This window comes from Nocardia sp. NPDC002869, from assembly GCF_046764065.1.
In the GTDB taxonomy this organism is placed as follows: Bacteria; Actinomycetota; Actinomycetes; order Mycobacteriales; family Mycobacteriaceae; genus Nocardia; species Nocardia rhamnosiphila.
Map to the genome: position 1 here is coordinate 1 of NZ_JBKOOL010000078.1, position 25,387 is coordinate 25,387.

29 protein-coding genes are annotated in these 25,387 nt (G+C 68.1%); 22 read left to right on the forward strand and 7 right to left on the reverse strand.

Annotated elements, in window-relative coordinates; genetic code table 11:
- Window positions 1-119: 119 nt before the first annotated feature.
- From dapB to ACLML9_RS16180, 4 genes are all read left to right on the forward strand, one after another.
- Entirely contained in the window at window positions 120-872 is a 753-nt protein-coding gene (gene dapB, locus ACLML9_RS16165) for a 4-hydroxy-tetrahydrodipicolinate reductase (RefSeq protein ID WP_411946301.1), read from the forward strand.
- A gap of 53 nt (window positions 873-925) precedes the next feature.
- Window positions 926-1,369, forward strand: coding sequence for a hypothetical protein (locus ACLML9_RS16170; protein WP_411946321.1), 444 nt, complete (start codon window positions 926-928; stop codon window positions 1,367-1,369).
- Between the two features lie 32 nt (window positions 1,370-1,401).
- Window positions 1,402-1,866 carry a flavodoxin family protein gene (locus ACLML9_RS16175; protein ID WP_411946302.1) on the forward strand — a complete coding sequence of 155 codons (465 nt, stop codon included), beginning with the start codon at window positions 1,402-1,404 and terminating at the stop codon, window positions 1,864-1,866.
- Between the two features lie 649 nt (window positions 1,867-2,515).
- The gene (locus ACLML9_RS16180) at window positions 2,516-2,764 is read left to right on the forward strand and encodes a hypothetical protein (RefSeq protein WP_411946303.1); all 249 of its coding nucleotides are present in this window, start codon (window positions 2,516-2,518) and stop codon (window positions 2,762-2,764) included.
- Here the strand turns inward: ACLML9_RS16180 and ACLML9_RS16185 are convergent.
- The gene (locus ACLML9_RS16185) at window positions 2,758-3,381 is read right to left on the reverse strand and encodes a DUF5753 domain-containing protein (protein ID WP_411946304.1); all 624 of its coding nucleotides are present in this window, start codon (window positions 3,379-3,381) and stop codon (window positions 2,758-2,760) included. The two genes, ACLML9_RS16180 and ACLML9_RS16185, sit on opposite strands and share 7 nt — an antisense overlap.
- 397 nt (window positions 3,382-3,778) lie before the next feature.
- Window positions 3,779-4,228 (reverse strand): hypothetical protein, encoded by a 450-nt coding sequence (locus ACLML9_RS16190; RefSeq protein ID WP_030521687.1) that lies wholly within the window; start codon window positions 4,226-4,228, stop codon window positions 3,779-3,781.
- Between the two features lie 148 nt (window positions 4,229-4,376).
- Here ACLML9_RS16190 and dapA point away from each other — a divergent pair, with 148 nt between their 5' ends.
- Both dapA and ACLML9_RS16200 read left to right on the forward strand, forming a co-directional pair.
- Window positions 4,377-5,285 carry a 4-hydroxy-tetrahydrodipicolinate synthase gene (dapA, locus tag ACLML9_RS16195; protein WP_411946305.1) on the forward strand — a complete coding sequence of 303 codons (909 nt, stop codon included), beginning with the start codon at window positions 4,377-4,379 and terminating at the stop codon, window positions 5,283-5,285.
- Window positions 5,282-7,258 carry a ribonuclease J gene (locus ACLML9_RS16200; RefSeq protein ID WP_411946306.1) on the forward strand — a complete coding sequence of 659 codons (1,977 nt, stop codon included), beginning with the start codon at window positions 5,282-5,284 and terminating at the stop codon, window positions 7,256-7,258. The genes dapA and ACLML9_RS16200 overlap by 4 nt, the downstream gene beginning before the upstream one ends.
- A gap of 67 nt (window positions 7,259-7,325) precedes the next feature.
- Here ACLML9_RS16200 and ACLML9_RS16205 read toward each other — a convergent pair whose 3' ends face one another.
- Together ACLML9_RS16205 and ACLML9_RS16210 are read right to left on the reverse strand one after the other, a co-directional pair.
- Window positions 7,326-7,886: a hypothetical protein gene (locus tag ACLML9_RS16205; protein WP_082853951.1), complete on the reverse strand. Its 561-nt coding sequence runs from the start codon at window positions 7,884-7,886 to the stop codon at window positions 7,326-7,328.
- A gap of 66 nt (window positions 7,887-7,952) precedes the next feature.
- Entirely contained in the window at window positions 7,953-8,348 is a 396-nt protein-coding gene (locus ACLML9_RS16210; RefSeq protein ID WP_411946307.1) for a DUF4189 domain-containing protein, read from the reverse strand.
- Between the two features lie 124 nt (window positions 8,349-8,472).
- Here ACLML9_RS16210 and ACLML9_RS16215 point away from each other — a divergent pair, with 124 nt between their 5' ends.
- The 3 genes from ACLML9_RS16215 (at window position 8,473) to ACLML9_RS16225 (ending at window position 13,068) form a co-directional block, all read left to right on the forward strand.
- Window positions 8,473-9,096, forward strand: coding sequence for a TIGR03085 family metal-binding protein (locus ACLML9_RS16215; protein ID WP_411946308.1), 624 nt, complete (start codon window positions 8,473-8,475; stop codon window positions 9,094-9,096).
- A 215-nt stretch (window positions 9,097-9,311) separates the two neighbouring features.
- Window positions 9,312-11,936, forward strand: a complete 2,625-nt coding sequence (locus tag ACLML9_RS16220) for a DNA translocase FtsK (protein ID WP_411946309.1) — start codon at window positions 9,312-9,314, stop codon at window positions 11,934-11,936.
- Between the two features lie 127 nt (window positions 11,937-12,063).
- Complete coding sequence (locus ACLML9_RS16225; RefSeq protein WP_265804586.1) at window positions 12,064-13,068, forward strand: TerC family protein; 1,005 nt, start codon at window positions 12,064-12,066, stop codon at window positions 13,066-13,068.
- A 47-nt stretch (window positions 13,069-13,115) separates the two neighbouring features.
- Here ACLML9_RS16225 and ACLML9_RS16230 read toward each other — a convergent pair whose 3' ends face one another.
- A complete protein-coding gene (locus tag ACLML9_RS16230) occupies window positions 13,116-13,400 on the reverse strand; it encodes a YciI family protein (RefSeq protein ID WP_411946310.1) in 285 nt (94 codons plus the stop codon).
- 81 nt (window positions 13,401-13,481) lie between these two features.
- Window positions 13,482-14,033: an amino-acid N-acetyltransferase gene (locus ACLML9_RS16235; protein WP_411946311.1), complete on the reverse strand. Its 552-nt coding sequence runs from the start codon at window positions 14,031-14,033 to the stop codon at window positions 13,482-13,484.
- A 131-nt stretch (window positions 14,034-14,164) separates the two neighbouring features.
- Here ACLML9_RS16235 and pgsA point away from each other — a divergent pair, with 131 nt between their 5' ends.
- The 9 genes from pgsA to ACLML9_RS16280 all read left to right on the forward strand — a co-directional run bounded on the left by pgsA (window position 14,165) and on the right by ACLML9_RS16280 (window position 20,478).
- The gene (gene pgsA / locus ACLML9_RS16240; RefSeq protein WP_411946322.1) at window positions 14,165-14,797 is read left to right on the forward strand and encodes a CDP-diacylglycerol--glycerol-3-phosphate 3-phosphatidyltransferase; all 633 of its coding nucleotides are present in this window, start codon (window positions 14,165-14,167) and stop codon (window positions 14,795-14,797) included.
- Window positions 14,794-15,309, forward strand: coding sequence for a CinA family protein (locus ACLML9_RS16245; protein WP_411946312.1), 516 nt, complete (start codon window positions 14,794-14,796; stop codon window positions 15,307-15,309). The genes pgsA and ACLML9_RS16245 overlap by 4 nt, the downstream gene beginning before the upstream one ends.
- A gap of 107 nt (window positions 15,310-15,416) precedes the next feature.
- Window positions 15,417-15,851, forward strand: coding sequence for a helix-turn-helix domain-containing protein (locus ACLML9_RS16250; RefSeq protein WP_411946323.1), 435 nt, complete (start codon window positions 15,417-15,419; stop codon window positions 15,849-15,851).
- 222 nt (window positions 15,852-16,073) lie between these two features.
- Window positions 16,074-16,907, forward strand: a complete 834-nt coding sequence (gene pspA / locus ACLML9_RS16255; protein ID WP_265804589.1) for a phage shock protein PspA — start codon at window positions 16,074-16,076, stop codon at window positions 16,905-16,907.
- A 29-nt stretch (window positions 16,908-16,936) separates the two neighbouring features.
- Window positions 16,937-17,878 carry a phage shock envelope stress response protein PspM gene (gene pspM / locus ACLML9_RS16260; RefSeq protein WP_411946313.1) on the forward strand — a complete coding sequence of 314 codons (942 nt, stop codon included), beginning with the start codon at window positions 16,937-16,939 and terminating at the stop codon, window positions 17,876-17,878.
- A gap of 109 nt (window positions 17,879-17,987) precedes the next feature.
- A complete protein-coding gene (locus tag ACLML9_RS16265) occupies window positions 17,988-18,161 on the forward strand; it encodes a hypothetical protein (RefSeq protein ID WP_030521672.1) in 174 nt (57 codons plus the stop codon).
- A 93-nt stretch (window positions 18,162-18,254) separates the two neighbouring features.
- Window positions 18,255-18,968, forward strand: coding sequence for a PIG-L deacetylase family protein (locus ACLML9_RS16270; protein WP_411946314.1), 714 nt, complete (start codon window positions 18,255-18,257; stop codon window positions 18,966-18,968).
- A gap of 108 nt (window positions 18,969-19,076) precedes the next feature.
- Window positions 19,077-20,240, forward strand: a complete 1,164-nt coding sequence (locus ACLML9_RS16275; protein WP_411946315.1) for a glycosyltransferase — start codon at window positions 19,077-19,079, stop codon at window positions 20,238-20,240.
- 43 nt (window positions 20,241-20,283) lie between these two features.
- A complete protein-coding gene (locus tag ACLML9_RS16280) occupies window positions 20,284-20,478 on the forward strand; it encodes a DUF3046 domain-containing protein (protein WP_030521669.1) in 195 nt (64 codons plus the stop codon).
- Between the two features lie 7 nt (window positions 20,479-20,485).
- Here ACLML9_RS16280 and ACLML9_RS16285 read toward each other — a convergent pair whose 3' ends face one another.
- Window positions 20,486-21,001: a CGNR zinc finger domain-containing protein gene (locus ACLML9_RS16285; protein WP_411946316.1), complete on the reverse strand. Its 516-nt coding sequence runs from the start codon at window positions 20,999-21,001 to the stop codon at window positions 20,486-20,488.
- A 150-nt stretch (window positions 21,002-21,151) separates the two neighbouring features.
- On the opposite strand from ACLML9_RS16285, the gene ACLML9_RS16290 reads away from it, so the two are divergent.
- The 4 genes from ACLML9_RS16290 (at window position 21,152) to recA (ending at window position 25,240) form a co-directional block, all read left to right on the forward strand.
- On the forward strand, window positions 21,152-21,613 hold the full coding sequence (locus tag ACLML9_RS16290; protein WP_411946317.1) for a VOC family protein: 462 nt from the start codon (window positions 21,152-21,154) through the stop codon (window positions 21,611-21,613).
- 12 nt (window positions 21,614-21,625) lie between these two features.
- Window positions 21,626-22,495 carry a pyridoxamine 5'-phosphate oxidase family protein gene (locus tag ACLML9_RS16295; protein ID WP_411946318.1) on the forward strand — a complete coding sequence of 290 codons (870 nt, stop codon included), beginning with the start codon at window positions 21,626-21,628 and terminating at the stop codon, window positions 22,493-22,495.
- Between the two features lie 13 nt (window positions 22,496-22,508).
- Window positions 22,509-22,958 carry a nuclear transport factor 2 family protein gene (locus tag ACLML9_RS16300; protein WP_411946319.1) on the forward strand — a complete coding sequence of 150 codons (450 nt, stop codon included), beginning with the start codon at window positions 22,509-22,511 and terminating at the stop codon, window positions 22,956-22,958.
- Between the two features lie 152 nt (window positions 22,959-23,110).
- On the forward strand, window positions 23,111-25,240 hold the full coding sequence (gene recA / locus ACLML9_RS16305; protein WP_411946320.1) for an intein-containing recombinase RecA: 2,130 nt from the start codon (window positions 23,111-23,113) through the stop codon (window positions 25,238-25,240).
- Window positions 25,241-25,387: the final 147 nt, after the last annotated feature.

Consider the following 25,387-nt stretch of genomic DNA (forward strand, 5'->3'; position numbering starts at 1 on the left):
CGCGAGTCTCGAGGCCTGAACGGCGGGACCTTCGGGGGCCTCGGCCCCGCGCCCCGGAGGCGCGCAAATAAACACAGTAGGCTCGGACCGCAGGTCGACGACGAACAGGGAGTGGCGAGGTGACGGAACCGATTCGGGTTGGCGTTCTGGGAGCACAGGGCAAGGTCGGGCAGGCCATCTGTGCCGCCGTCGAGGCGGCCGCCGATCTCGAGCTCGTCGCCGCGGTCGACAAGGACGATCCGCTGAGCCGGTTCGTCGATTCCGGCACGCAGGTTGTTGTCGACTTCACCCACCCCGATGTGGTGATGGGCAATCTGCAGTTCCTGGTGGAGAACGGGATCCACGCGGTGGTCGGGACGACCGGGTTCGACGAGGCGCGGCTCGATCAGGTGCGGGGCTGGCTGGCCGGGCGGGCGGAGGTCGGGGTGCTGATCGCCCCGAATTTCGCGATCGGGGCGGTGCTGTCCATGCGTTTCGCCGAACAGGCCGCCCGATTCTTCGAATCGGTCGAGGTGATCGAGCTGCATCATCCGAACAAGGCCGACGCGCCGTCGGGTACCGCCTACCGGACCGCCGGGATCATCGCCGCGGCCCGGGAGAAGGCCGGCGCCGGGCCGATCCCGGATGCCACCACCACCGAACTCGAGGGTGCGCGCGGGGCGGAGGTCGGCGGGGTACGGGTGCATTCGGTGCGGCTGGCGGGTCTGGTGGCGCATCAGGAGGTGCTGTTCGGGACCCAGGGGGAGACGCTCACCATCCGCCACGATTCGATCGACCGCTCGTCGTTCGCGCCCGGTGTACTGCTCGGGGTGCGCCAGATCGGGCTGCGGCCGGGGCTCACCGTCGGCCTCGATCCGTTCCTCGACCTGTGAGCGATTCCGCCGGCGCGTCCGGCCGCGACCGCGAGGTCTGGAAGATCGTCGCGATGGTGGCGGCGCTGGTGCTGGCGCTGGTCTTCTACTTCCTGTGGCTGGGCCGGATCGCGGTGGCGCTGCTGACCTCGGGTGAGGTCGCGGCAGTCGCGCTGGGTGTCGGGGTGCTGATCCTGCCGCTGCTGGGGGTGTGGATGGTCGTGTCCACCCTGCGGTCGGCGCTGGATCATCAGCGGCTGGCCCGCCGGATCCACGACGAGGGCCTGGAATTGGATACCGCGGATCTGCCGCGTCGCCCGTCCGGCCGGATCGAACGCGCGGCCGCCGACGAACTGTTCCTATCGGTGCAGAAGGAGTGGGAGGCCGACCCCGACAACTGGCGGGTGTCCTACCGGCTGGCGCGTGCCTACGACTGCGCCGGCGATCGGTCCCGGGCCCGCGACACCATGCGCCGCGCGGTGGAACTGGAGAAACACGAGCGCCGCACCGGAGCCTGAACCCGCCGCCGGGAGCCGTTAGGCTCGGTGAGGTGCCGAGGTTGCTGATCGTCCATCACACGCCGTCGCCGCACTGCCAGGCGATGTTCGAGGCCGTGGTGTCCGGCGCGACCGACCCGGAGATCGAGGGCGTGGAGGTGGTGCGCCGCGCCGCCCTAACGCTGTCGCCGACCGACGTGCTGGAGGCCGACGGGTACGTGCTCGGCACCCCGGCGAACCTCGGGTACATGAGCGGCGGCCTGAAACACGGGCTGGATGTCATTTACTACCCCTGCCTCGATTCGACCCGAGGGCGGCCGTTCGGGGTGTACTTCCACGGCAACGAGGGCACCGAGGGCGCGGAGAAGGGCGTCACCTCGATCACGACCGGGCTCGGGTGGGTGAAGTCGGCCGAGTACGTGGTGGTGTCGGGCAAGCCGTCCAAGGACGACCTCGAAGCGTGCTGGGAACTCGGCGCAACCGTCGCGGCCCAGCTCATGGAGACATCACTTGGATGAGGCAACAATCGCGGTCATTGTGTCGACTGCGAGTGCGGCGGTTTCGCTCTTCTCATCGGTCTGGCAGCTGACGCTCTATCGACTCTCGGGGGCAAGGCTGCGCGTACAACTTGTTTTCGAGTTCCATGACGAGTGGAGCACGACTCGCGCAGTGTCAGGACTTGGAAGAAGGTCATGGGGAAACGTCATTCGCGACTCCGACATCCCTGTTGCGAATCACTTTGGGATTGAATGCGTTCGTGTGCGAGTGACGAACATCGGCCGGACTGCTGTTTCGGTTGAGAACATCGCCCTGGACGTTGGACGCACGAGTTGGCGGAGGAGGGGTCGAAAGTCATTTGTCCCTTGGCTGTTGTCCCTTGGCTGTTCTACGCGAAGGATGATGATCGCGCGGCTGCCATCACCCAGTCTTCCGTACGGCTTGAAGCCGGGGCGACCACGTCTCAGGTCTTTCATCTGTGGCCTGGGTACGTGCACAGGCGCAGAAGCTGAAGGATGGTCAGGCGCTCGCTGTTCGCGGTCCTGCTACCGCCGCTGGTCGCCGACCGACACGGTCATCGCGCCGCTTCGCCTGGAAGTTCCAGCAAGGCGACGACTCCTGGTTCACCGACTACGACGTGACTCCCGAGATGCGTGTATACCGGTCGCTGTGGCAGTCGAGCTACGCGGACTGTGTTGCCTCCTATTTCATCGGGAGATATCGACAAAACTGCGTGAAGGCGCAACGGCCAAGGAAATTGAGGAATACCTCATGTCGCACCAGGACGACGGAATATTCGGAATTGCCGCGTTCGATTCGCACAAGGCATTTCATGCTGATAGTGACAACGGTGTCGGCAATCCCATTCTTGAGTCTGATGACGAGTCCGAAATCGACACGGCGGTGGAAACTCAGTAGGGGTAGCGGCGGTCATTGTCACGCACTGTACCCCGCTCCAGCGCTCGTACGATGAGCGCTCGGGCGGCGTCGTTGTAGGCGGCCTGTTCGGCGAGCACGGCGAAGGTCTTCTCGTGCAGAGCGATCTCCGAGGGCCGGGTGATGGTCAGCTCGGCGCTGACGGTCTCGGTGAGCACCTGAGCGCGGTCGTAGATGACGAAGTTCGTCGCCGCTGCGCGGTACTCGATGTCCAGCGGGATCACGCCGAGCCGGAGGTTGGGCCGCTCCAGCTCGCCGAGGAGATGTTCGAGCTGCGCCACCATCACCCCGCTGTCGCCGACCGTCGGATACAGTGCGGCCTCGCCGACCAGGATGTGGAAGCGGTGCCCGGCGCGCGTCAGGACGCTCTTGCGGGCCATCCGCATCGCTACGGCCTCCTCCAGGTCGTCACGGCCCCCGATCATCGAGATGCAGACGCGCAGGATCGCGCGGGCGTAGCCCTCGGTCTGCAACAGGCCGGGCATGGTGTCGGGGTCGTACCAGCGAATGAGCCGCGTCTCGCCCTCGGTCGTGTTCGCCCGGTGGCTCACAAGGTTGCGCGCAAAAACGCACAAAGTCGTATCGAGTCGAGACAGCACCCGCCCAGGATTCGTTTATGCCCGGCCGTCGGGTGTTGTGTCCCCGGCGGCCGGTGCAAGCCACCAGCGAGACGACAGGGGACGACATGGACGGCTGGCGCCCCCTCCAGCACAGCGATGAAACCTGGGAGGTGGTCGGGCGGACGGCTGGCCGGTCCCGATGGCCGAGTTCGTGGAACTACACGCCGGCGTGGTGGCCGCTCTCGCAGCCGTAGACCAGACCCTGGTGGATGAACGCCTGTTGGTCGCCGTCCGTCACGGCCTGCTATTTCACGGGCTCATAAGCAGGCCGGCGCCTCCTCGCGACCGTGCTGGTCAGCGCCGGGGGAGACGACCGGCGTACCGATATCGCGGCGTCGGGAGCAGACCCTGGTCGCGGCACGAGCCGGGCCGGAGGCTACGACTGCTCGTCGCGTTTGGGGCCGTAGCCGCCCCGCATCTGGTCGCGCAGCGCGCCGGACACCACTCCGGACATCCAGGAGTTCAACGACTGCCCGCTCTGCGCGGCGGCTTCTTCGGCGCGCGCCTTCACCTGTTCGACCAGACGCAGGGTGACCCGGCTGATATCGCCGGTCATCTCCTCGAAGCTCGGGTTGTCACCGGCCGGGGCACGGCGCACCTCGATATCGGCTTCGGTGCCGTGCAGGGAGACACGCACGGTGCGGTCGCCCAGTTCGGCGCTGACGGTATCGGCGAGTTCGGTGAGGGCCGAGAGCAGGGCCAGCCGGGCCGAGTTCTCCACCGCGCCGGCCAGCGCGGCGGCCGTGGCCTGGGTCTTCTCGTCACCCAGGGCGGCGGCGGCCACCAGGTCGTCCCGGATGCGGGCGGTGTATCTGGTCAAATCCATGACATCAGTGTGACGCCATTTTCGATGTCGTTCAAGGACAGAAATGACGGCGAAATGGCGGTATCATGCTGTCGGCGCTCGGTTCGGCGGCCGAGAACACAGACGAGGGTGTCGAGCCGTACCAGGTGACCGGGTAGCCTTTCTGACCATGACGAACGGTGAATCGACGCCCCCGGTGTTGAGCGCGTCCGGCACAGTAGGTGTCGCGATGGTGACCCCCTTCAGTGCCGAGGGCAAGCTCGACATAGACACCGGCGTCTCCCTGGCACATCGTCTGGTCGATCGGGGCGTCGACCTGCTCGCGATCTCCGGAACCACCGGCGAATCGCCGACCACCACCGAATCGGAGAAGGCGGATCTGCTGCGGGCAGTCGTCGACGCGGTCGGCAACCGGGCCACCGTGATCGCCGGCGCCGGCACGTATGACACGGCGCATTCGATCGAGCTGGCGCGTAACGCCCAGCGCGCGGGCGCGCACGGCCTGCTGGTGGTGACCCCCTACTATTCGCGACCCACCCAGGAAGGCCTGTACGCGCATTTCACCGCGGTCGCCGACGCCACCGACCTACCGGTCACCCTCTACGACATTCCGCCGCGATCGGTCGTTCCGATCGCCTCCGACACCATTCGCCGGCTCGCCGAACACCCGCGGATCGTCGCGGTCAAGGACGCCAAGGGTGATCTGAACGCGGGGGCGGCGCTTATCGCCGAAACCGATCTGGCCTTCTACTCCGGCGACGATATGTTGAACCTGCCGTGGCTGGCGATGGGCGCGGTCGGTTTCATCAGTGTGATCGGGCATCTGGTCCCGGAACGGCTGCGCGAGATGGTGGACGCGTTCACCGCCGGAGATGTGGTGCGGGCGCGCGATGTCAACACCAGTCTGCTGTGGCTCAATGCCGCAATGGCCCGCCTCGGCGGCGTCGCGATGACCAAGGGCGGGCTCCGCCTGCTCGGTATCGACGCCGGTGAACCGCGACTGCCGCAGATCATGCCCAATCCGGAACAGCTCGAGGATCTGGCCGCGGATCTGCGGGCCGCGGGGGTGCTCGAATGAGTGAACCCGTCGCCCGCCGCCCCCGCCGTACCGCCCGGCGTGGGGCCGGCCCGGCCGCCCCCGCGCCCGAGCCGCAGCAGGAACCCGTGCCCACGCCCGTGGCGGCCGAGCCCGCCGAACCCACTGGCGAAAGGGAAACCGAGACGGTGGCAACCGAATCCGCGCCCGTGACCGAAACCGCCGCCCCGGAAGCCCGGGGCCAGCGGTCGCGCCGCGGCGGGAGGGGTCGGCAGTCCGGCCGCGGCCGCGGCGAGCAGGCCCGTTCCGCGCCCGCCGCCACCCCGGAGGCCGCCGCCCAGGACCGGCTCTCGCTGCCCCCGAAGCTTCCGAAGCAGGGCCTGCGGGTCTTCGCGCTCGGCGGTATCGGCGAAATCGGGCGCAACATGACCGTTTTCGAGTACGGCGGCAAACTGCTGATCGTCGACTGCGGAGTGCTCTTCCCCGAGGACCAGCAGCCCGGTGTGGACCTGATCCTGCCCGATTTCCGGCCGATCGAGGACCGCATCGACGATGTGGTGGCCGTGATCCTGACCCACGGGCACGAGGACCATATCGGCGCCGTGCCGTTCCTGCTGCGGTTGCGCCCGGATATCCCGGTGGTCGGCTCCAGATTCACCCTCGCATTGGTCGCCGCGAAATGCCGGGAGCACCGGCTGCATCCGCGGCTGCTCGAGGTCACCGAGGGTGAGCGCACCGAGCACGGGCCGTTCGAATGCGAATACTTCGCGGTCAACCACTCCATCCCGGACGCCCTCGCGGTGGCCATCCGCACCCCCGCGGGGACGGTGCTGCACACCGGGGACATCAAGCTCGATCAGCTGCCGCTCGACGGCCGGCTCACCGACCTCGCCGGTTTCTCCCGCCTCGGCGACGAGGGCGTGGACCTGTTCCTGGTCGATTCCACCAACGCCGAGGTCCCGGGTTTCGTCACCCCGGAACGCGAGATCGGCGGTGTCCTGGACACCGTGATCGGCAAGGCGCGCAACCGGGTGATCGTGGCGTCCTTCGCCAGCCATGTGCACCGGATCCAGCAGGTGGTGGACGTGGCGCAGAAGTACGGGCGCCGGGTGTGCTTCGTCGGCCGGTCCATGGTCCGCAATATGCAGATCGCGCAGGATCTGGGCTATCTGTCGGTGCCCGACGGGATCGTCGTCGATCTCGATCAGGCGGCCACCCTGCCGGGCAACAAACTGGTGCTCATCTCCACCGGTTCGCAGGGCGAGCCGCTGTCGGCGCTGTCCCGGATGGCCCGGGGTGAGCACCGGCAGATCCATATCCGGGCCGACGATCTGGTCGTGCTGGCCTCCTCGCTGATCCCGGGCAACGAGAACTCGGTGTTCACGGTCGTCAACGGGCTGGCCCGCCTCGGCGCCACCGTCATCACCCAGCAGAACGCGAAGGTGCATGTGTCCGGGCACGCGTCGGCCGGGGAACTGCTGTACCTGTACAACGCGGTCCGGCCGACCAACGCCATGCCCGTGCACGGTGAATGGCGGCATCTGCGCGCCAATGCCGCGCTCGCCGTCGCCACCGGGGTCCCCGAGGAACGGGTGGTGCTGGCCGAGGACGGTGTGGTGGTCGATCTGGTCGACGGCATCGCCTCCATCGTCGGCCGTGTCCCGGTCGGACATGTCTACGTGGACGGCTTGTCGGTCGGCGATGTCGGCGAATCCACGCTGTCGGACCGGCTCGTGCTCGGCGAGGGCGGTTTCATCGCCATCACGGTGGCCGTCGACGAGACCACCGGTAAGGCGGTGAGTCCGCCGGAGGTCAGCGGGCGCGGGTTCTCCGATGATCCGACCGCGCTGGCGGAAGCGGCGGAGCTGGTGGAAGCCGAACTGCTGCGACTGGCCGGTGAAGGTATCACCGATACGCATCGCATCGCGCAGGCCGTGCGGCGGATCGTGGGCCGCTGGGTCGCCGATACCTACCGGCGGCGCCCGATGATCGTGCCGACCGTGATCGGCGTCTGAACGAACGGAAACCGCCGGAGGGCCGAGCCCTCCGGCGGTTTCTCGTCTCTGCGGAGCTACGCGTGGCTCAGGCGTCGGGCTGGCAGGCCGCCGAATCCAGCTGCGCGGATTTGACGATATTGCACGCGAATCCGTGCGCGATCTTCCACTGATCGCCTTCGGCCACGAAATCGACGGTCGCGTTCTCCACCGGGCTGCCACCGATGGTCACATCGGCATCGGCGGTCACCTTGCCGCCGACCGGTTCGCCGACATTGGTGATCTTGACGGTGACCTCGTTCTTCTTGGCCGCCTCGACCAGTTTGTCGACCAGCTGCGGATCCTGTTCGGCGTCCTCGATCCAGGCCAGCTTCTCGTCTTCGCCGACCGAGCCGTCGAGCGCCCGGTTGATCTTGTCGTTGAGTTCTTCGGCCGTCGGCTTGGGCAGGTTCGGCGCGGGTGTGGTGGTCGGCGCCTTGCCCTCCTCCCGGCCGTCCTGGGTTTTACCCGATTCGAACTCGGCGGCGGCCTCGGTGCTGGTCGCGGCGGCCTCGGTCGAGGAGTCCTCGGTGGACGAGCATGCGGTGAAGGTCAGGGCGGCGGCGGCCATCGTCGCGGCGGCCACGACCCGGATCGGTCGAATTTTCACAGTTCTGATTCCCCTACGGTGTAGTCGGCGAGTGCGGCGCCGGCCGGAAAAGTGGTCGGTACGAACTCACAGGTCGTAGCCGGAAGTGCAGTTCCAGTGCTCGATGGAGGCATTGCCCGGGTTGTTGGCCAGCGCCTCGGACCGGGCGGCGGCCTTGGTGGCGCCGGAGCCGTAGCTCAGCCAGTTGTCCGAAACCGCCAGCGCGCCACATCCATTGCGCCAGGAGATCTTGGCGACGCAGTCGGCGGCACCGCAGCTGCTCTCCGCGGCCGACTCGGCCTCGGCGTAGCTGTCGTAGTCGTAGGACCAGCCGTAGTTGCCGGTGGACAGGGACACCGCGATGGCGCCGTAGTAACTGCTGTACTGGGCGTGCGCCGGTGTCACCGAAGCGACGAACATCGAGCCGATGGTCGCCACCAGAACGGCGGCAACGGTGAGAATCTTCTTCAAAGGTGTTCCCATCTGTGTATTTCGGTCCACGACCCTTATGGACCGAATGACAAAGTACAGAGCATCTCTGCCGGTGAGCAACCGGATCGGCAACACGTTCCCTCCCCGATGGCTGGGTCTCGGCTAGATTCATCGTGTGAACATGGCTCAGCGTGAACGCCGTGCGTTGGTCGAAACGATGAAGGCCACCGGCCCGGACGCGCCCACCCTATGTGGTGTGTGGACGGTACGCGACCTCGCGGCACACCTGGTGGTCCGGGAGCGACGGCCCGATGCCGCGCCGGGAATCATGTTGGCGCCCTTCGCCGGCTACCTGCAGAAGGTGCAGGACAAAGCGGCCGGCCGGGAGTTCGACGAACTGCTGGACAAAATCCGTACCGGGCCGCCCTGGTGGTCACCGCTGCGACCCGTGGACGCGATCGCCAATCTCGGCGAGATGTTCGTTCATCACGAGGATGTCCGCCGGGCGAGCCCGGGCTGGGAACCGCGGGACCTACCGGCCGAGGATCAGCAGCGGCTGTGGGCGGTGGTGCGCAAGATGGGGAAGATGGCGTACCGGAAATCGCCGGTACCGGTGGAGTTCTCGACGCCCCGCGGGGAACGGGCCCGGATCGTGGACGGCGCCGGGCCGGTGGTGACGCTGACCGGTGAACCGTCCGAATTGCTGCTGCACGCCTTCGGGCGCGATCAGGTCCGGATCGACACGGCCGGCGAACCCGACGCGGTCCGGCAGGTACTCGAACTCGACCGTTCCCTCTGAACGCCGCCGGCGGCGAATCCGACCGCGGGGGCGAGGCGGCGCCGACCGGTCCGCGCGCCGCGTCCCGGGCCGGATATCGACGGCGGTCGAGGTACGAATCGCCGCCGCCGATCATCCCGCGACGACCGGCGCGGGCCGCCGGCGCACACCGCCGGGGCGGCGGTAACCAGTGTTGCGGATGGTCCGGATGGGGTTGTTGCGGCTAGCCTGAGGCCATGGCAGGTAAGTCCCGCGGCACGACCACACCTGGTGCGCGGGCGGGATCGGCTCGGGGGCGGACCACCGCGGCGCGTTCTCGTTCGGGTAGTACACGCGGCGCGGCCGGCGCGGCCGCGGCCCAGGGTCCGGCTCGTAGAACCACACGTAAGGCGGCCGCGCGCCCGGCCAACGGCGCCCGTCCCCGCCGCACCGCGGCGCGCCGGCCCACCGCCGCACGACGTTCCGATACGGCGCCGCTGGCGGTGTTCGGCCGGATGGTGGGCGGCGGCTGGACCATGGCCGCCCGTGGGCTGGGCGCCACCACCCGGGCCCTCAGCAGAGCCGGGGAGATCGAACACGGTCATCGGCGCGACGGGGTCGCTCTCGGTTTGATCGCGCTCAGCGCGGTGCTCGCGGCCGCTGTCTGGCTCTCCGCCGGCGGGCCGATCGGGCGCGCGGTGGACGCGGTCATCCGTGCACTCACCGGTTCGGCCTCGGCGCTGCTGCCGTTCGTCGCCTCCGCTATCGCGGTGGTGCTCATGCGTACCGAACCCCGCCCGGAGATCCGGCCCCGGCTGGTGCTGGGCGGTCTGCTGATCGGGTTGCCGTTTCTCGGGCTGTGGCATATCGCCGACGGCGCCCCCACCGACGCCGCCGGGCGTGCCGAGGGGGCCGGGTTCGTGGGATTCGTGATCGGTGGTCCGGTGACCGATGGTCTCACCGCCTGGCTGTCGGTGCCGATACTGCTGCTCGCGATGGTGTTCGGCGTGCTGCTGGTGACCGGCACGACGGTGCGCGAGGCGCCGCAGCGACTGCGCGAATTCTTCGGCGCTCCCGGTTACGAGGGCGAGGCGGACTATCGGGACGGCTACGATCCGGTCGACGAGTACGAGACCGGCGCCGGGGAGGCCCCCACCAGATCTCGCCGCCGCAGCCGTACTCCCACCGAGAACTACCCGGCCGACGACTTGGCGGGATCCGCGGCCGAGCCACCCCTGCGCGACGCCAAATCGATCCCCGCCGCCCCGGAGGGCGAACAACCCGCACCGCGCAAGAAGCGCAAACCCGCCGCGCCCCCGGTGGTCGATCAGACTCCGCCGCCGCTTCCGGATCCGGAGTTCGTCACCGACCGGGTCACCGAGGGTGATTACACGCTGCCGCCGATCGATCTGCTGGTCGAAGGCGACCCGCCCCGGAAACGCAGCGCCGCCAACGAATCGATGATCGAGGCGATCACCGAGGTACTGGTGCAGTTCAAGATCGATGCCGCGGTCACCGGGTTCGTCCGGGGGCCGACCGTCACCCGATACGAGGTGGAACTCGGGCCCGGCGTGAAAGTCGAGAAGATCACCGCGCTGACCCGCAATATCGCCTATGCCGTGGCGACCGAGAACGTGCGCCTGCTCGCGCCGATCCCCGGGAAATCCGCCGTGGGTATCGAGGTGCCCAATGCCGACCGGGAACTGGTCCGCCTCGCCGATGTGCTCACCGCGCCGTCCACCCGCAACGATCATCATCCGCTGGTCATCGGCCTCGGCAAGAACATCGAGGGCGAGTTCGTCTCGGCCAATCTGGCCAAGATGCCGCATCTGCTGGTCGCGGGTTCCACCGGTTCCGGTAAGTCGAGTTTTGTGAACTCGATGCTGGTGTCGCTGTTGCAGCGGGCCACCCCGGACGAGGTCCGGATGATCCTGATCGACCCGAAGATGGTGGAACTGACGCCCTACGAGGGGATCCCGCATCTGATCACGCCCATCATCACCCAGCCGAAGAAGGCCGCCGCGGCGCTGTCCTGGCTGGTGGAGGAGATGGAACAGCGGTATCAGGACATGCAGGCCAGCAAGGTCCGCCATATCGACGATTTCAACCGCAAGGTGAAATCCGGCGCCATCACCACGCCGCTGGGCAGCGAACGGGTGTACCGGCCCTATCCCTACATTCTGGCCATCGTCGACGAACTCGCCGATCTGATGATGACCGCCCCCCGCGACGTCGAGGACGCCATCGTCCGGATCACCCAGAAGGCGCGGGCCGCCGGTATCCATCTGGTGCTGGCCACCCAGCGGCCGTCGGTGGATGTGGTGACCGGCCTGATCAAGACCAATGTGCCGTCCCGCCTGGCGTTCGCGACCTCTTCGCTCACCGATTCGCGCGTGATCCTCGATCAGCCCGGCGCCGAGAAACTCATCGGTATGGGCGACGGCCTGTTCCTGCCGATGGGCGCCGGTAAACCGACCCGGTTGCAGGGCGCCTTCATCAGCGACGAGGAGATCCACGGGGTCGTCGAGTTCACCAAGAACCAGGCCGAACCGGAGTACACCGAGGGCGTCACCGCGGCCAAGGCCGGGGAGAAGAAGGACGTCGACCCCGATATCGGCGACGATCTCGACGTGTTCCTGCAGGCGGTGGAACTGGTGGTCACCTCGCAATTCGGGTCCACGTCCATGCTGCAGCGCAAATTGCGGGTCGGGTTCGCGAAGGCGGGCCGCTTGATGGACCTGATGGAGACCCGGGGCGTGGTCGGGCCGAGCGAAGGTTCCAAGGCGCGCGATGTGCTGATCAAACCGGACGAACTCGACGGCCTGCTGTGGTCGATCCGAGGCGGCGGCGACGGGGGAGCGCCGGCACCGGACGCCGGATGACCGGTGTGCGGGCGGTCGCCGGGCGCGCTGATCTGCGACGATAGCGGGCAACCACCCCGCAAGTCGGCTGAAACGGGCATATCGGGCATGATTGGGATATGACTCGCACCGCTGAACGGATCGCCGTATGCAGGTAACCGCTCTCGTCTGGGGAATCACCATCGTGGTGATCCTCGGGTTGTTCGTCTTCGATTTCTTCGCCCATGTGCGGACCCCGCACGAACCGACCTTTCGTGAGTCCGGCTTCTGGTCCGCGGTCTACATCGGTCTGGCGCTGGCCTTCGGCGGGGTGATCGCCTGGAAATGGGGCGGGACCTTCGCCGGTGAGTACTATGCCGGTTTCGTCACCGAGAAAGCGCTCTCGGTGGACAACCTGTTCATCTTCCTGATCATCATGTCCACCTTCGCGGTGCCCCGGATCTACCAGCAGAAGGTGCTGCTCATCGGCATCGTGGTGGCCCTGGTCATGCGCGGTATCTTCATCGCGGTGGGCGCCGCCGCCATCAGCGCCTTCAGCTGGGTTTTCTACCTGTTCGGATTGTTCCTGGTCTACACCGCGGTCAAGCTCCTGAAGGAGAGCGGCCACGAGGTCGAAGAGGAACAGAAACGCGACAGCCGGATCGTCGCGCTCATCAAGCGTTTCGTGCCGACCACCGAGACCTATGACGGCGACAAGCTGGTCACCCGGATCGACGGCCGGCGCGTACTCACGCCGATGCTGCTGGCACTGGTGGCCATCGGATTCGCCGATCTGCTGTTCGCGCTCGACTCGATTCCGGCCATCTACGGCCTCACCGAGGAGCCCTACATCGTGTTCACCGCGAACGCGTTCGCGTTGATGGGGCTGCGCCAGCTCTTCTTCCTGATCGGCGGCCTGCTGGACCGGTTGGTCTACCTGTCCTACGGTCTCGCGGCCATTCTGGCCTTCATCGGTATCAAACTGGTGCTGCACGCACTGCACGAGAACACCCTGCCGTTCATCAACGGCGGCGAGCACGTGAGCGTCCCGGAGATCTCCACCGCGCTGTCGTTGTCGGTGATCCTCGGCATCCTGGTCGTCGCGACCGTCGCCAGCCTGCTACGCACCCGTGGGCAGGCCCGGTCGAAGTCGGCCGCCGGCCCGGGCGAGTAGCCGGTGCGTTCCGGCCGGGCGCCGACCCGGCCGGGACGCGGTACCGCTCAGTCGGCGAACGCGCCGAGTACGGGCTGCCATTCGACGGCCCGCACGTCATCGATCAGCTTCTCCTGAGCGAACGGGTCCTGGGCCAGCAGCTCGTCCAGCGCCGCGGCGTCGGCCGCGCGGAAGAGCAGCAGGGCGCCGGAACCGTCCGGGTACGGCCCGCTGCTCAGCAGCGCGCCCTCCGAAAGCCGGTCGGCCAGCCACGTCCGGTGACGCGGGCGATGGGTGTCCCGAGCGGGGACGGTGGCTTCGGAATAGGTGTAGTGAACAGCGAAAAGAGGCACCGGTCGACTCTAGTGCGCGGGATGGCGGCGCGGTGCCGGCCGTCCACCGGGAGTGGTGGGTACTGCCGCAGCCGGTGAATTTCAGAGCGTGAGCAGCATTCGGGTGTTGCCGAGAGTGTTCGGTTTCACAAAGCTGAGGTCCAGGAACTCCGCCACACCGGTGTCGTAGGACCGGCACATCTCCGCGTACACCTCGGCGGTCACCGGGGTGCCCTCGATTTCCGCGAAACCGTGCCGGGCGAAGAACTCGACCTCGAAGGTGAGCACGAACAAGCGCCGCAGCTCGAGCTCCCGCGCCACCTCGACCAGCTGCTCCACGATGACTTTGCCCACACCGTGGCCCTTCACCTCCGGAAGTACAGCCACCGTGCGCACCTCACCGAGGTCGGCCCACAGCACGTGCAACGCACCGCAGCCCACCACGCGGTCGCCGAGCTCGGCCACCCAGAACTCCTGTACCGACTCGTACAGATTGACGAGGTTCTTCTCCAGCAGGATGCGGCCCGCGTATGCATCGACGAGCGATTTGATCGCCGGGACATCGGAGGTGCGGGCGCGACGCACCCGCACGGTGGCGGTCTGCGTACCGGGTGCGTCGCTGGTCGAACCACTCAGTGGTCCCCGTGAGGTCATGGGGTGCACAGTAGTCGGCCGGGCTACCGATAGTCTGAGTGTGTGCCGCAGACTCCGCCCTCCCGCTCGACCTCGCGCGCCTGTCCCGGCGCCGCGGCGCAGAGGCGGCCATGAGCGTGCACCCCGAGGAGATGGACCGGCCGCTGACCGTGCCCGGACCACCGCGCGGTGGTCTGGTGCCCGCACCCGCCGAATCCGCGGTTCCGCTGCTGAACATCGCGAACATCCTCACCATGATCCGGATCGCGCTGGTACCGCTGTTCGTCCTGGCGCTGTTAGCCGGTGGCGGGCATCAGACCGGCTGGCGGATCACCGCCACTCTGCTCTTCGCCCTCGCCGCGATCACCGACCGGTTCGACGGTCAGCTCGCCCGCAAATACGGCCTGGTCACCGATTTCGGCAAACTCGCCGACCCCATTGCGGACAAGGCGCTCATCGGTGCGGCGCTCATCGGGCTCTCGATGCTGGGCGATCTGCCGTGGTGGATGACCGTCGTCATCTGCGCGCGCGAGATCGGCATCACCCTGCTGCGGCTGGCGGTGGTGCGCCGCGGGGTCATCCCGGCCGGTCGCGGCGGGAAACTCAAAACCCTCGTCCAGTCGGTGGCCATCGGAGTGCTGGTGCTGCCGCTCTCGGGTGGTTTCGCGACCGCGGGAATGACGCTGATGTGGATCGCGTTGGTTCTCACTGTGGTCACGGGCCTGGACTACGTCGGCCAGGCGGCCAGGCTGTGGCTCGCCGGACCGCACCGGACCCGCGGATGACGGCCGGACATACCGGGCCGCTCACCGCCGACAGCGTGGCCGCCGATCTCGTCGCCGTCCTGAAGGACAGCGGACAGACCGTCGCCACCGCCGAATCACTGACCGCGGGCCTGGTCTCCGCCACGATCGCCGGTGTGCCCGGTGCCAGCGCGGTGCTGCGCGGCGGGCTGGTGGTGTACGCGACAGACCTCAAACACAGCCTGGCCGGGGTCGACGAACAGGTCCTGGCCGCCGAGGGTCCGGTGGCCGCGAGTACCGCACAACAGCTCGCGGTCGGCGCCCGGACCCGCTGCGTCGCCGACTGGGGAATCGCGCTCACCGGGGTCGCCGGACCCGACCCGCAGGACGGGATCGAGGTCGGCACCGTCTTCCTCGGACTCGCCGGGCCCGGGCATACCGAGGTGATGCGGTTGAAACTCACCGGCGACCGGTGGAATATCAGGTTCACAGCGACACAGGCCGCGGTTCGGGAACTGCTGCGGTGCGTGCGGGGCGAATCACCCACCCGGTGAGCAGTTCCGCGACCGGCTCGGGAACCCTCGGGGCCGGTTCCGACGTTGTGCGAAGAGAGAACCGCGTGCGTGCCGTGGGCGACGCCTACCGGGAGAAGGAGAACTCGATGACGCTGCTGCGAGAAGCGATCGGGGACAGTCTGCGGCGTGCGCGCCTCGCCCAGAGCCGGACCCTGCGTGAAGTATCCACCTCGGCGCGGGTGAGCCTGGGCTACCTCTCCGAAGTCGAGCGGGGCCGTAAGGAAGCGTCCAGTGAACTACTGGCCGCGATCTGCGAGGCGCTCGACGTGCCGCTGTCCCGGGTGCTGTGGGACGTGAGCACCGCGATCGCCGGCGAGGATCTGCCGGCGGGCGCCGCCCCGGCCCGCGAACCCGCCGAAGCGGCCACCCCGGCACCGGCGGAGCCGGCCGCCGAGCCCGCGACCGCCGAAGCCGCCGCCGTCGCGGCCGCGAACGGCACCCGGACCCAGGTCGACGGCGAGACCCGGATCGTCATCCCGGCGCCCACCAACGGCCCGCTGGTGCTGGTCGAAGCGGCCTGATCGGTTATAGCCGTCGTATACCCGATCGTGACAATGCGCGTGGCGCCGGGGACCGGATAGATTCGTAGTATGCGTCGGCGCGGCCGTTCTCGGCGAGACGCGGCGTCGTTCGGTGGCCGGGACCCGGCGCCGCATGGTGGAGGATAGGCAGATACCGAGTGCGTGACGGTCGCGCACTCCGAGTCGCCCAGGCGGCACAGTAGATGGAGGCGGGATCAACCGATGGCTAATCCGTTCACGAAGGCCTGGAAATACCTGATGGCCCTCTTCGATGCCAAGATCGAGGAGCACGCGGATCCGAAGGTCCAGATTCAGCAGGCTATCGAAGAGGCCCAGCGTCAGCACCAGGCCCTATCCCAGCAGGCCGCCTCGGTGATCGGGAACCAGCGGCAGCTGGAGATGAAGCTCAACCGGCAGCTCGACGAGGTCGAGAAGCTCAACGCCAATGCCCGTCAGGCCGTCGTCCTCGCCGACCAGGCCAATGCCGCGGGTGATGCCGAGAAGGCCATCCAGTACACCAACGCCGCCGAGGCGTTCGCCGCGCAATTGGTCACCGCCGAACAGTCGGTCGAGGACCTGAAGGTGCTGCACGATCAGTCGCTGCAGGCCGCCGCGCAGGCCAAGAAGGCGGTGGAGCAGAACGCGATGCTGCTGCAGCAGAAGGTCGCCGAGCGTACCAAGCTGCTCAGCCAGCTCGAACAGGCCAAGATGCAGGAGCAGGTCAGTGCCTCCCTGCAGCAGATGGACAGCACCCTGTCCGCCCCCGGCAGCGTCCCCAGCCTGGACGCGGTGCGGGAAAAGATCGAACGCCGCTACGCCACCGCGCTGGGGTCCGCCGAACTCGCCCAGAACACCGTCCAAGGGCGCATGCTCGAGGTCCAGCAGGCCAGCGTCCAGATGGCCGGCCACAGCCGGCTCGAGCAGATCCGCGCGTCCATGCGCGGCGATTCCCTGCCCGCCGGGAACACCAGTTCGGCGCTCGACGCCGGGAAATCGGCGGCCGAACCCGCACAACCACAACCACAGATGGACAAGGGCCGGACCGCACAGCAGTAGCGGCTCCACCGAGTTCGGCGAGGACAGCGATGAAGTCTGACAGGTCCCGATTCCGCACCGGGTCCCGGGAGTTCGCCCGTGCCTGGCCCGAACTGCAGCCGCAGGCGGCCTACGTCGCCGACAGTCTGCGGGAAGCCGGTGAGAACGCGCTCGTCGCGGTCCGCCGCTGGGCCGATCCGCGGGAACGCGAGCTCCGCCGGCGGCGCCGGGCCCGGCGCCGCAGTATCGGTCTCGGCACGGTCTCCGGTCTCACCACCGCCGGGGCGGTCGGGCTGGTGATCCTGTCCGCCCCCGCCTGGGCGGTCGTGGTGCTCGGCGGCGGGGCGGTCGTCCTGGTCACCGGCGCCGCCCTGAGTACCCGCCGTTACCTGCGGTTGCGGCGGTCGCCGCTGCCGCTGGCCGGCTATCTCCCGCGCAAACTTCCCGCCGGCCGATCCGCCGCCCGGCCCGCCATGGCTCGATTGACACGTGCCGAACGGGCGTTGCACGAGGTGGCCGGGCAGATCGCCCGGTCCCGCCGGCTGCCCGCCGAGGAACTCGAGGATCTGATCGCCACCGCCGGCTCCGGTGCCGCCGCGCTGACCGCGCTGGCCGCCGACATCGCCACGATGGAAGGCGCGGTCCGGACCCTCGGCGGGGGCGCGGCCGAGATCGCCGACGCGGCCGACGTGCATCGGCTCGGGGAGACATTGCGGTCGATCGTCGCCCGGCTCGACAGCGGCGTCGCCGAGTACGAGCAGGTGGTCGCCGCGGCGACCCGGGTCCTCGCCGTCGACGAAACAGGGGCGCTCCGCTACGAGTTCGACGGTATCGTCGCCGATCTGCGGCACGCGGCCGATCGGATGGACGGCTGGGCGCAGGCACTCACCGAACTCGCCGACCGGGCTCCCGGTCCGCTGCCGCCCGCCGCGGGCCACCCCTCGTGGCAGCCGCCCGGGGCCGAGGTGCCCCGCGGTCGCGCGCGCCCGTAACGGTCTCAGGGTCAACCCTGATCTTCCCCGGATATTGCTCTTCACCTGGTGATTTCCCGTGCCCGCGGTGTCATGCTCGAAACAGGAGACAATCGCTGGGAGGCACAAAATGCTGTGGAAGATCATCGGCGTGGTCGCCGTCGTCTGGATCGCGCTGGCGGTGATCGGCGCACTGATCAAAGGGCTGTTCCCGATTCTGGTGATCAGCGCGGTGGTGTTCGGGCTGTATCTGCTCTACAAGGCGATCTCCGGCTCGGACGACAACTCGGTCACCAAGGTCTGATCCGCCCCCGCGATGCGGCCGGATGTCTCTCCGCCCGGAGGGTCATCCGGCTTTTCCGTGTCATCGGGCGGGCGCCTGTGTTCGAATGGCGCCATGCAGCACCTTCCAGAAGATTGGCAGCGGGCCCTGGTGATCGTCGCTCACCCCGACGATATCGAGTACGGAGTCGCCGCCGCGGTGGCCCGCTGGACCGGCCAGGGCAAAGATGTGCGCTATCTGCTGGTGACCTCCGGGGAGGCGGGGATCGCCGGTATGCCGCCCGCCGAGGCGGGTCCGTTGCGCGAAGCCGAAGAGCGTGCCGCGGCCGCGGTCGTCGGGGTGAGCGAGGTGCAGTTCCTCGGCCATCCGGACGGCCGGATCGAAGCGAACCCGGCCCTGCGCCGCGATCTGGCCGCAGCGATCCGCCGGCACCGTCCGGAACTGGTGGTGCTGGGACATTTCGGGCCGACCTGGGCCCCCGGCATCGTCAACAGCGCCGACCACCGGGCCGTCGGCCGTGCGGCGCTCGACGCGGTATCCGATGCCGGCAACGAGTGGATCTTCCCCGAGATCACCGAGCCACCACCGTGGACCGCGCGCTGGGCGGCCGTGGCCGTCCCGGCCGGTGCCACCCACGCGGTGGATGTCACCGCCACTGTCGGCGCTGCCGAGGCCTCACTGGCCGAACATCGGCGCTACCTGGAGGCATTGAGCCCGGAACCGGTGGCCGATCAGGTGCGCGCGGTGGTCACGATGACCACGGGTCCGGTGGACGGTTTCGCCGGCGTCCGCGCCGTCGGGTTCGAGCTGTACACCTTCGCCGGCTGAGTGGCCGGCGCGGTGCCGCTGTGGCGGAACCGCCTCGAAATGGGCCGGCGCGGCCGCTCGGGCACGGCCCGGACTCGGCGCCTGCGGGCACGCCGATAGCATGACCGGATGCGAGTGGCTGTCGTCGCCGGTCCCGATCCGGGTCATGCGTTTCCCGCTATCGCGCTCTGCCTGCGTTTCCGGGACGCGGGTGACGATCCTGTCCTCTTCACCGGCCCCCGCTGGTTCGAGGCCGCGCGTGCGGTCGGTATCGGGGTGCGGCGGCTGAAGGGGCTGGCGCCCAGGCCGACCGACGACGACGGCGATGCCGGGGCGCGCATTCATCAACGGGCGGCCTATATCTCGACCGAGATCCTGCCCGAACTCGGCGCGATGCTGCCGGAACTGGTTGTCTCCGATGTGCTCACCGCGGGGGGCGGTATGGCCGCCGAGCGGTTGCGGGTGCCGTGGGTCGAACTGTCACCGCATCCGCTCTACCTTCCGTCGAAAGGGCTGCCGCCGATCGGCAGCGGGCTCGCGCCGGGCGCCGGTGTGCGCGGTCGTGCCCGGGATTCGGTGCTGCGGAGGTTCACCGCACGCGCGGTGCGGACCGGGCAGCGGCAGCGGGAGGCCGCCCGGGCCGGGGTGGGTCTGCCGCCCACCGACCCGGGCCCGGCCGCGCGGCTCGTCGCCACCCTGCCCGCGCTGGAGGTACCGCGGCCGGACTGGCCGGAGGAGGCCGAACTGGTCGGCCCGCTGTTGTGGGAGCCCACCGACCGCCGCCTGGAGTTACCGCCGGGGGACGACCCCTTGGTGATGGTGGCGCCGTCCACCGCGCACACCGGGGTGGCAGGGATGGCGGAGACGGTGCTGGAGGCCCTGGCGGGAGCCGGGGTCCGGGTGGCGATCTCGATGCTCGACGAGCCACCGGAATCGCTGCCGGAATGGGCGACCGCCGGGCTCGGCCGGCAGGACGAACTCCTCGCCCACGCCGCCGTGGTGGTCGGTGGCGGTGGACACGGGCTCCTGGCGAAATCATTGACCGCGGGGGTACCCGTGGTGACCGTCCCGGGCGGCGGCGACCAGTGGGAGCTCGCCAATCGCGCGCAACGCCAGGGTTCGTCGCTGCTGGTCCGCCCGCTCACCCCGGAGGCGGTGCGCGCCGCGGTGCTGCGGCTGCTGGCCGAGCCGGGTTTCACCGCGGCGGCGCGGTCGGCGGCCGCGGGAGTCGCCGAGGTGGCCGATCCGGTACAGATCTGCCACCGGGTCCTGGACTCGGTGCGTACGCACTGACCGCTCCGAGCCCGCCGGCGCCGGTGCGGGTATCTTGTGCACGGTGCGGTTGACGGAATTCCAGGAACTCATGCACACCGAATTCGGCGAGGCCCGGGGCGACACCCTGCTCAATGATCACGTCATCCCCGCGCTCGGCGGCCGGACCGGCGCCGACGCCATCGAATCCGGTGTCGATCCACGTGATGTCTGGCGTGCGCTGTGCGCCGAATTCGATGTGCCGCGCGCTCGCTGGTGACGGGCGGTCAGCTCCGGCGCGCATGATGGCGCGCCGCTTTCGCGCGGTTGCCGCAGGTCGCCATCGAATGCCAGCGTCGGGTTCCGTTCTTGGATGTGTCGTAGAAGAACAGCACGCAGTCGGGATGGGCGCAGCGGCGGATGCGGGTGGGCGCCTCGGCCAGCAACTGCAGCAGGTTGTCCGCCGCCAGCCAGCCGGGTAGCCAGGCGGGGTCGGCGACCTCGGGGATGCCGATCGGTCCGGTCTCGTCGAGGTGACGCCGGATACGTCCCCGGTCGAGTACCTCGTTGAGGGCATCGCGGGCGCCGTGCACAACCGCGTCGTACACGGCGGAGCGGGCGGTGAGCACGGCGTCCAGGGTCCGTTCGTCCACGGGAGCCGTTCCGGTCAGGGCCGCCGACTCCAGCCAGATCCGCAGGCCCGTCACGTCGGTGAGCAGGTCGCGCGGACCGTGCTCAATCCACCGTGTGTTCAGCAGATCGAGGGCAGGCGGTTCACCGAGGTGGGGGCGTGGATCGAGCATGTCTGAGGGTAACGGTCGCCTTGTCCGTGTCGGAGTATCCGAACCCAGTGTAACCACCTATTGATATTTGAGCGGTTGACGCCGGGTGATCGCACACGCTAAGTTCTAACCGTTCAAACAATTTGAATGGTTAAACCGGGAGGATCGACCATGACGACAGCCGTCACCCCGCGACTCGCCACCGGGCATATCGGGCTGAACGTGTCCCAGCTGGATCGCTCGCTGCGCTTCTACCGGGATGTTCTCGGCTTCGAAGAGCTCGCCACCGGTGCCGATGCCGGACGGCGATGGGCCTTTCTGGGCTCGAAGGGCGAACTCGCGCTCACGCTGTGGCAGCAGAGCGCGGGGGAGTTCCCGGTGGATCGGCCCGGGCTGCACCACCTGTCCTTCCAGGTTCCGTCCCTCGAACAGGTGCGGCAGGTGGAAGCCGCGCTTGCCGAGCACGCGGTCACCTTTTTCCACGACGGTGTGGTCGCGCACGGCGAGGGTACGGCGTCCGGCGGCATCTTCTTCGCCGATCCGGACGGTATCCGGCTCGAGGTCTATACGCCGGTCGGCGCCGAATCCGCGCCCGCACCCAGCGGTGCGGCGCCGACCTGCGGATTCTTCTGAGCGGCACCCGCGATGAATGTTTTCCATCCGGGCGAACTGGCGGTGCAGCGCCGGGCGGGACAGGCCGATATCGCCGAGAAGGTGGGGCGGACGGTCCGTACCGCGATACCCGAGGCCGCCGCCCGCTTCCTGGCCGAACAGCCGATGGTCGTACTCGCTGCGGTGGACGACGAGGGACGCCCGTGGGTGACCCAGCTGACCGGGGCGCCGGGCTTCCTCCGCGCCCTCGACGAATACACCCTCGAGATCGCGGCGGTACCACGGCGCGGCGACCCGCTGACGCCGCCCGACCGTCCGTGGCGGGTCGGCCTCCTCGCCGTCGAACCGGACCGCCGCCGGCGGATGCGGGCCAACGGGACGGTGCGCCGGATCGGCGATCGGCTGCGCATGACAGTGGATCAGGTCTATTCGAACTGCCCGAAGTACATCTCGCGGCGGCATATCGTGGCCGTCGCGGAGCAGCCGCCGACGGACGTACGCCACGGTATCGAACTGGATGCCCGGCAGTGCGCCGCGATAGCGGCGGCCGATGCCTTCTTCGTGGGCAGTACGGACACGGCGGGCCGCGCCGACGCCTCGCATCGTGGGGGAGACCCCGGCTTCGTGGAGGTGCGCGCGCCGAACCGGCTGTACTGGCCGGAATATCGCGGCAACTCGATGTTCATGACGCTCGGCAACCTCCTGGTGGAGCCGCGCTGTGGTGTGCTGATCCCGGACTGGAACACCGGCGGCCTGCTACACCTCACCGGTACGGCCGAACTGTCCTGGGCGGCCGGCCCGGGCGGTCCCGCCGGTATCGAATTCACCGTGCACGCGGTGGCCGAGCGGCGCGCGGGGCCACTGCGCTGGAGTCCGCCCGAACTCTCCCCTGCCAACCCGTGAAAGGAATCGCCGGATGCGACCACCGCTGCCCCCGTTCGATGCCGTGACCGCCGCCGCCAAGGTGCGTGCGGCCGAGAACGCGTGGAACACCCGTGATCCCGGGACGGTCGCCGCCGCCTACACCGTCGACACGGTGTGGCGTAACCGCGACGAGTACTTCACCGGGCGTCCGGCCGTGGTCGATTTCCTGACCCGGAAATGGGCGAAGGAGAACGGTTATGCCCTGCGCAAGGCGCTGTGGGCCTGGTCGGGAAACCGCGTCGCGGTGCGCTTCCAGTATGAATGGCACGACGAGGCCGGGCAGTGGTGGCGCAGCTACGGCAACGAGCAGTGGGAGTTCGCGCCGGACGGGCTGATGGCGCGGCGGGAGGCGAGTATCGACGACGTGCCCATCACCCGGGCGCGGCGGCGCATCCACGGACCCCGGCCGGAGGGAGATACGACCGAGCTCCCGCAGTGGTGACCGGCGCGTGCCGAGGGGTCGCGACGCGCGGCCACGTCGCTTGACTCGAACACCTGTTCGTCTAGGCTGAGGCCGGAACTTGTCGGTGCCGCCCTCTACTCTGGGCGCCAACCACACCACCTACCTACCACCCGGTGAAAAGGGGAGTCACGATGGCGCCACAGCCCTATGACCGCGACAAAGCGCTCGAACTCGCGCTCGCGCAGGTCGAGAAGAGTTTCGGCAAGGGTGCGGTGATGCGCCTCGGCGAAGAAGCCCGCCAGCCGGTCTCGGTGATCCCGACCGGTTCCATCGCGCTCGACGTCGCACTGGGTATCGGGGGCCTGCCCCGCGGCCGCGTCGTGGAGATCTACGGCCCGGAATCCTCCGGTAAGACCACGGTCGCGCTGCACGCGGTCGCCAATGCGCAGGCCGCCGGAGGAGTCGCGGCCTTCATCGACGCCGAGCACGCACTCGATCCCGATTACGCCGCCAAACTCGGTGTCGATACCGACGCGCTGCTGGTGTCCCAGCCCGATACCGGTGAACAGGCCCTGGAAATCGCCGATATGCTGGTCCGCTCCGGCGCCATCGACATCATCGTCATCGACTCGGTGGCCGCCCTGGTGCCCCGCGCCGAAATCGAGGGCGAAATGGGTGACAGTCACGTCGGCCTGCAGGCCCGCCTGATGAGCCAGGCGCTGCGCAAGATGACCAGTGCCCTGAACAATTCCGGCACCACCGCCATCTTCATCAACCAGCTGCGCGAGAAGATCGGCGTCATGTTCGGGTGTTTCAATTACGCCACCCGGGTTCAGCTGGCCGACGGTACCACCGAGAAAATCGGGAAGATCGTCAACCAGAAGATGGATGTCGAGGTACTTTCCTACGACCCCGAAACCGATCGGGTCGTTCCCCGGCGCGTGGTCAACTGGTACGACAATGGACCGACGGACTCCTTTCTCCAGTTCACTGTGGAGAAGTCCAGTGGTAATGGCAGGTCTCAGTTCGCCGCCACTGCGAACCACCTGATCCGCACTCCCGGTGGATGGACCGAGGCGGGCGAGATCATCGCAGGCGATCGGGTACTGGCCGCCGAGGATTTCCGGCTGGGTGATCAGCAGTTCCAGGTGGTGCTCGGTTCTCTCATGGGCGAGGGGAATTTGTCGCCGAACCGCCGGGATCGTAATGGTGTTCGGTTCCGGATGGGGCACGGATCGCGCCAGCACGAGTACCTGGACTGGAAGGTCGGCCTCCTCGGAAACATCGAGCATTCGATCCGGATCGACGACAAGGGTGCGAAATTTGTCGATTTCACGCCGTTGCCCGAACTGGCCGAGTTGCAGCGTGCGGTCTACCTGGGTGATGGAAAGAAATTCCTCTCCGAAGAATTCTTGAAAGCGCTTACACCGCTCGCGCTGGCCATCTGGTACATGGACGACGGATCGTTCACTGTGCGCTCGAAAGGAGTGCAGCAGCGTACCGCTGGGGGGAGCGGCCGGATCGAAATATGCGTGGAAGCGATGAGCGAAGGATCGCGTACTCGTCTGCGTGACTACCTTCGTGATACTCACGGTCTCGACGTCCGGCTTCGTGCTGCCGGTAGCGCGAGTAAAGCCGTGCTCGTCTTCACCACCGCGGCGACCGCCGAGTTCCAGGAGTTGGTGGCGCCGTATATGGCCCCGTCCATGGAGTACAAACTTCTGCCCCGCAACCGTGGTGCGGGTATCGTCCGCCCGGACTTCGTGGCTCCGGTCAAAAGGCTTGTACCGGCACGCGTCCTGGATGTTCGCGTGAAGCCGCAGACCAGGTCGATGCACCGGTTCGATATCGAGGTAGAGGGCAACCACAACTACTTCGTCGACGGTGTCATGGTGCACAACTCCCCGGAAACCACCACCGGTGGTAAGGCGCTGAAGTTCTATGCATCGGTTCGCCTGGATGTCCGGCGGATCGAGACGCTGAAGGACGGGAGTGACGCGGTCGGTAACCGGACCAGGGTCAAGGTCGTGAAGAACAAGGTCTCCCCGCCGTTCAAACAGGCCGAATTCGACATTCTGTACGGACACGGAATTTCGAAGGAGGGCTCGCTGATCGATATGGGGGTGGAGCACGGGTTCATCCGCAAGTCCGGCTCCTGGTACACCTACGAGGGCGATCAGCTCGGCCAGGGTAAGGAGAACGCCCGCAAATTCCTCCTGGAGAACACCGATATCCGGGACGAGGTCGAGAAGAAGATCAAGGAAAAGCTGGGGATCGGTGCCGATGTGACCGCGACGGAAGAGACCCCGGCCGATTTCTGACCCGATGGACGAATGGTCCGGGGCGCGCACCGAGACCACCGATCCGGTGGCGCAGATGCGGCGCCGACTCGACGAACTCCGGGCGGCCGGGGGTGTGGCCGCCGATCCCGCCCGGAGTCCACGGCCGGACGAGCCCGATCCGCAGCG

What these genes read in the sequence shown, in the direction of transcription:
- dapA (WP_411946305.1), top strand. Translation starts at nt 4,377, where the DNA reads ATGACGAACGGTGAATCGACGCCCCCGGTGTTGAGCGCGTCCGGCACA.
- ACLML9_RS16245 (WP_411946312.1), top strand. Translation starts at nt 14,794, where the DNA reads ATGACGGCCGGACATACCGGGCCGCTCACCGCCGACAGCGTGGCCGCC.
- ACLML9_RS16210 (WP_411946307.1), bottom strand. Translation starts at nt 8,348, where the DNA reads ATGGGAACACCTTTGAAGAAGATTCTCACCGTTGCCGCCGTTCTGGTG.
- ACLML9_RS16225 (WP_265804586.1), top strand. Translation starts at nt 12,064, where the DNA reads ATGCAGGTAACCGCTCTCGTCTGGGGAATCACCATCGTGGTGATCCTC.
- ACLML9_RS16295 (WP_411946318.1), top strand. Translation starts at nt 21,626, where the DNA reads ATGAATGTTTTCCATCCGGGCGAACTGGCGGTGCAGCGCCGGGCGGGA.
- ACLML9_RS16190 (WP_030521687.1), bottom strand. Translation starts at nt 4,228, where the DNA reads ATGGATTTGACCAGATACACCGCCCGCATCCGGGACGACCTGGTGGCC.
- ACLML9_RS16170 (WP_411946321.1), top strand. Translation starts at nt 926, where the DNA reads ATGGTGGCGGCGCTGGTGCTGGCGCTGGTCTTCTACTTCCTGTGGCTG.
- ACLML9_RS16290 (WP_411946317.1), top strand. Translation starts at nt 21,152, where the DNA reads ATGACGACAGCCGTCACCCCGCGACTCGCCACCGGGCATATCGGGCTG.
- ACLML9_RS16250 (WP_411946323.1), top strand. Translation starts at nt 15,417, where the DNA reads ATGACGCTGCTGCGAGAAGCGATCGGGGACAGTCTGCGGCGTGCGCGC.
- ACLML9_RS16275 (WP_411946315.1), top strand. Translation starts at nt 19,077, where the DNA reads ATGCGAGTGGCTGTCGTCGCCGGTCCCGATCCGGGTCATGCGTTTCCC.
- ACLML9_RS16235 (WP_411946311.1), bottom strand. Translation starts at nt 14,033, where the DNA reads ATGACCTCACGGGGACCACTGAGTGGTTCGACCAGCGACGCACCCGGT.
- pspM (WP_411946313.1), top strand. Translation starts at nt 16,937, where the DNA reads ATGAAGTCTGACAGGTCCCGATTCCGCACCGGGTCCCGGGAGTTCGCC.
- pspA (WP_265804589.1), top strand. Translation starts at nt 16,074, where the DNA reads ATGGCTAATCCGTTCACGAAGGCCTGGAAATACCTGATGGCCCTCTTC.
- ACLML9_RS16270 (WP_411946314.1), top strand. Translation starts at nt 18,255, where the DNA reads ATGCAGCACCTTCCAGAAGATTGGCAGCGGGCCCTGGTGATCGTCGCT.
- ACLML9_RS16300 (WP_411946319.1), top strand. Translation starts at nt 22,509, where the DNA reads ATGCGACCACCGCTGCCCCCGTTCGATGCCGTGACCGCCGCCGCCAAG.
- ACLML9_RS16265 (WP_030521672.1), top strand. Translation starts at nt 17,988, where the DNA reads ATGCTGTGGAAGATCATCGGCGTGGTCGCCGTCGTCTGGATCGCGCTG.
- ACLML9_RS16285 (WP_411946316.1), bottom strand. Translation starts at nt 21,001, where the DNA reads ATGCTCGATCCACGCCCCCACCTCGGTGAACCGCCTGCCCTCGATCTG.
- ACLML9_RS16220 (WP_411946309.1), top strand. Translation starts at nt 9,312, where the DNA reads ATGGCAGGTAAGTCCCGCGGCACGACCACACCTGGTGCGCGGGCGGGA.
- ACLML9_RS16200 (WP_411946306.1), top strand. Translation starts at nt 5,282, where the DNA reads ATGAGTGAACCCGTCGCCCGCCGCCCCCGCCGTACCGCCCGGCGTGGG.
- pgsA (WP_411946322.1), top strand. Translation starts at nt 14,165, where the DNA reads ATGGACCGGCCGCTGACCGTGCCCGGACCACCGCGCGGTGGTCTGGTG.
- recA (WP_411946320.1), top strand. Translation starts at nt 23,111, where the DNA reads ATGGCGCCACAGCCCTATGACCGCGACAAAGCGCTCGAACTCGCGCTC.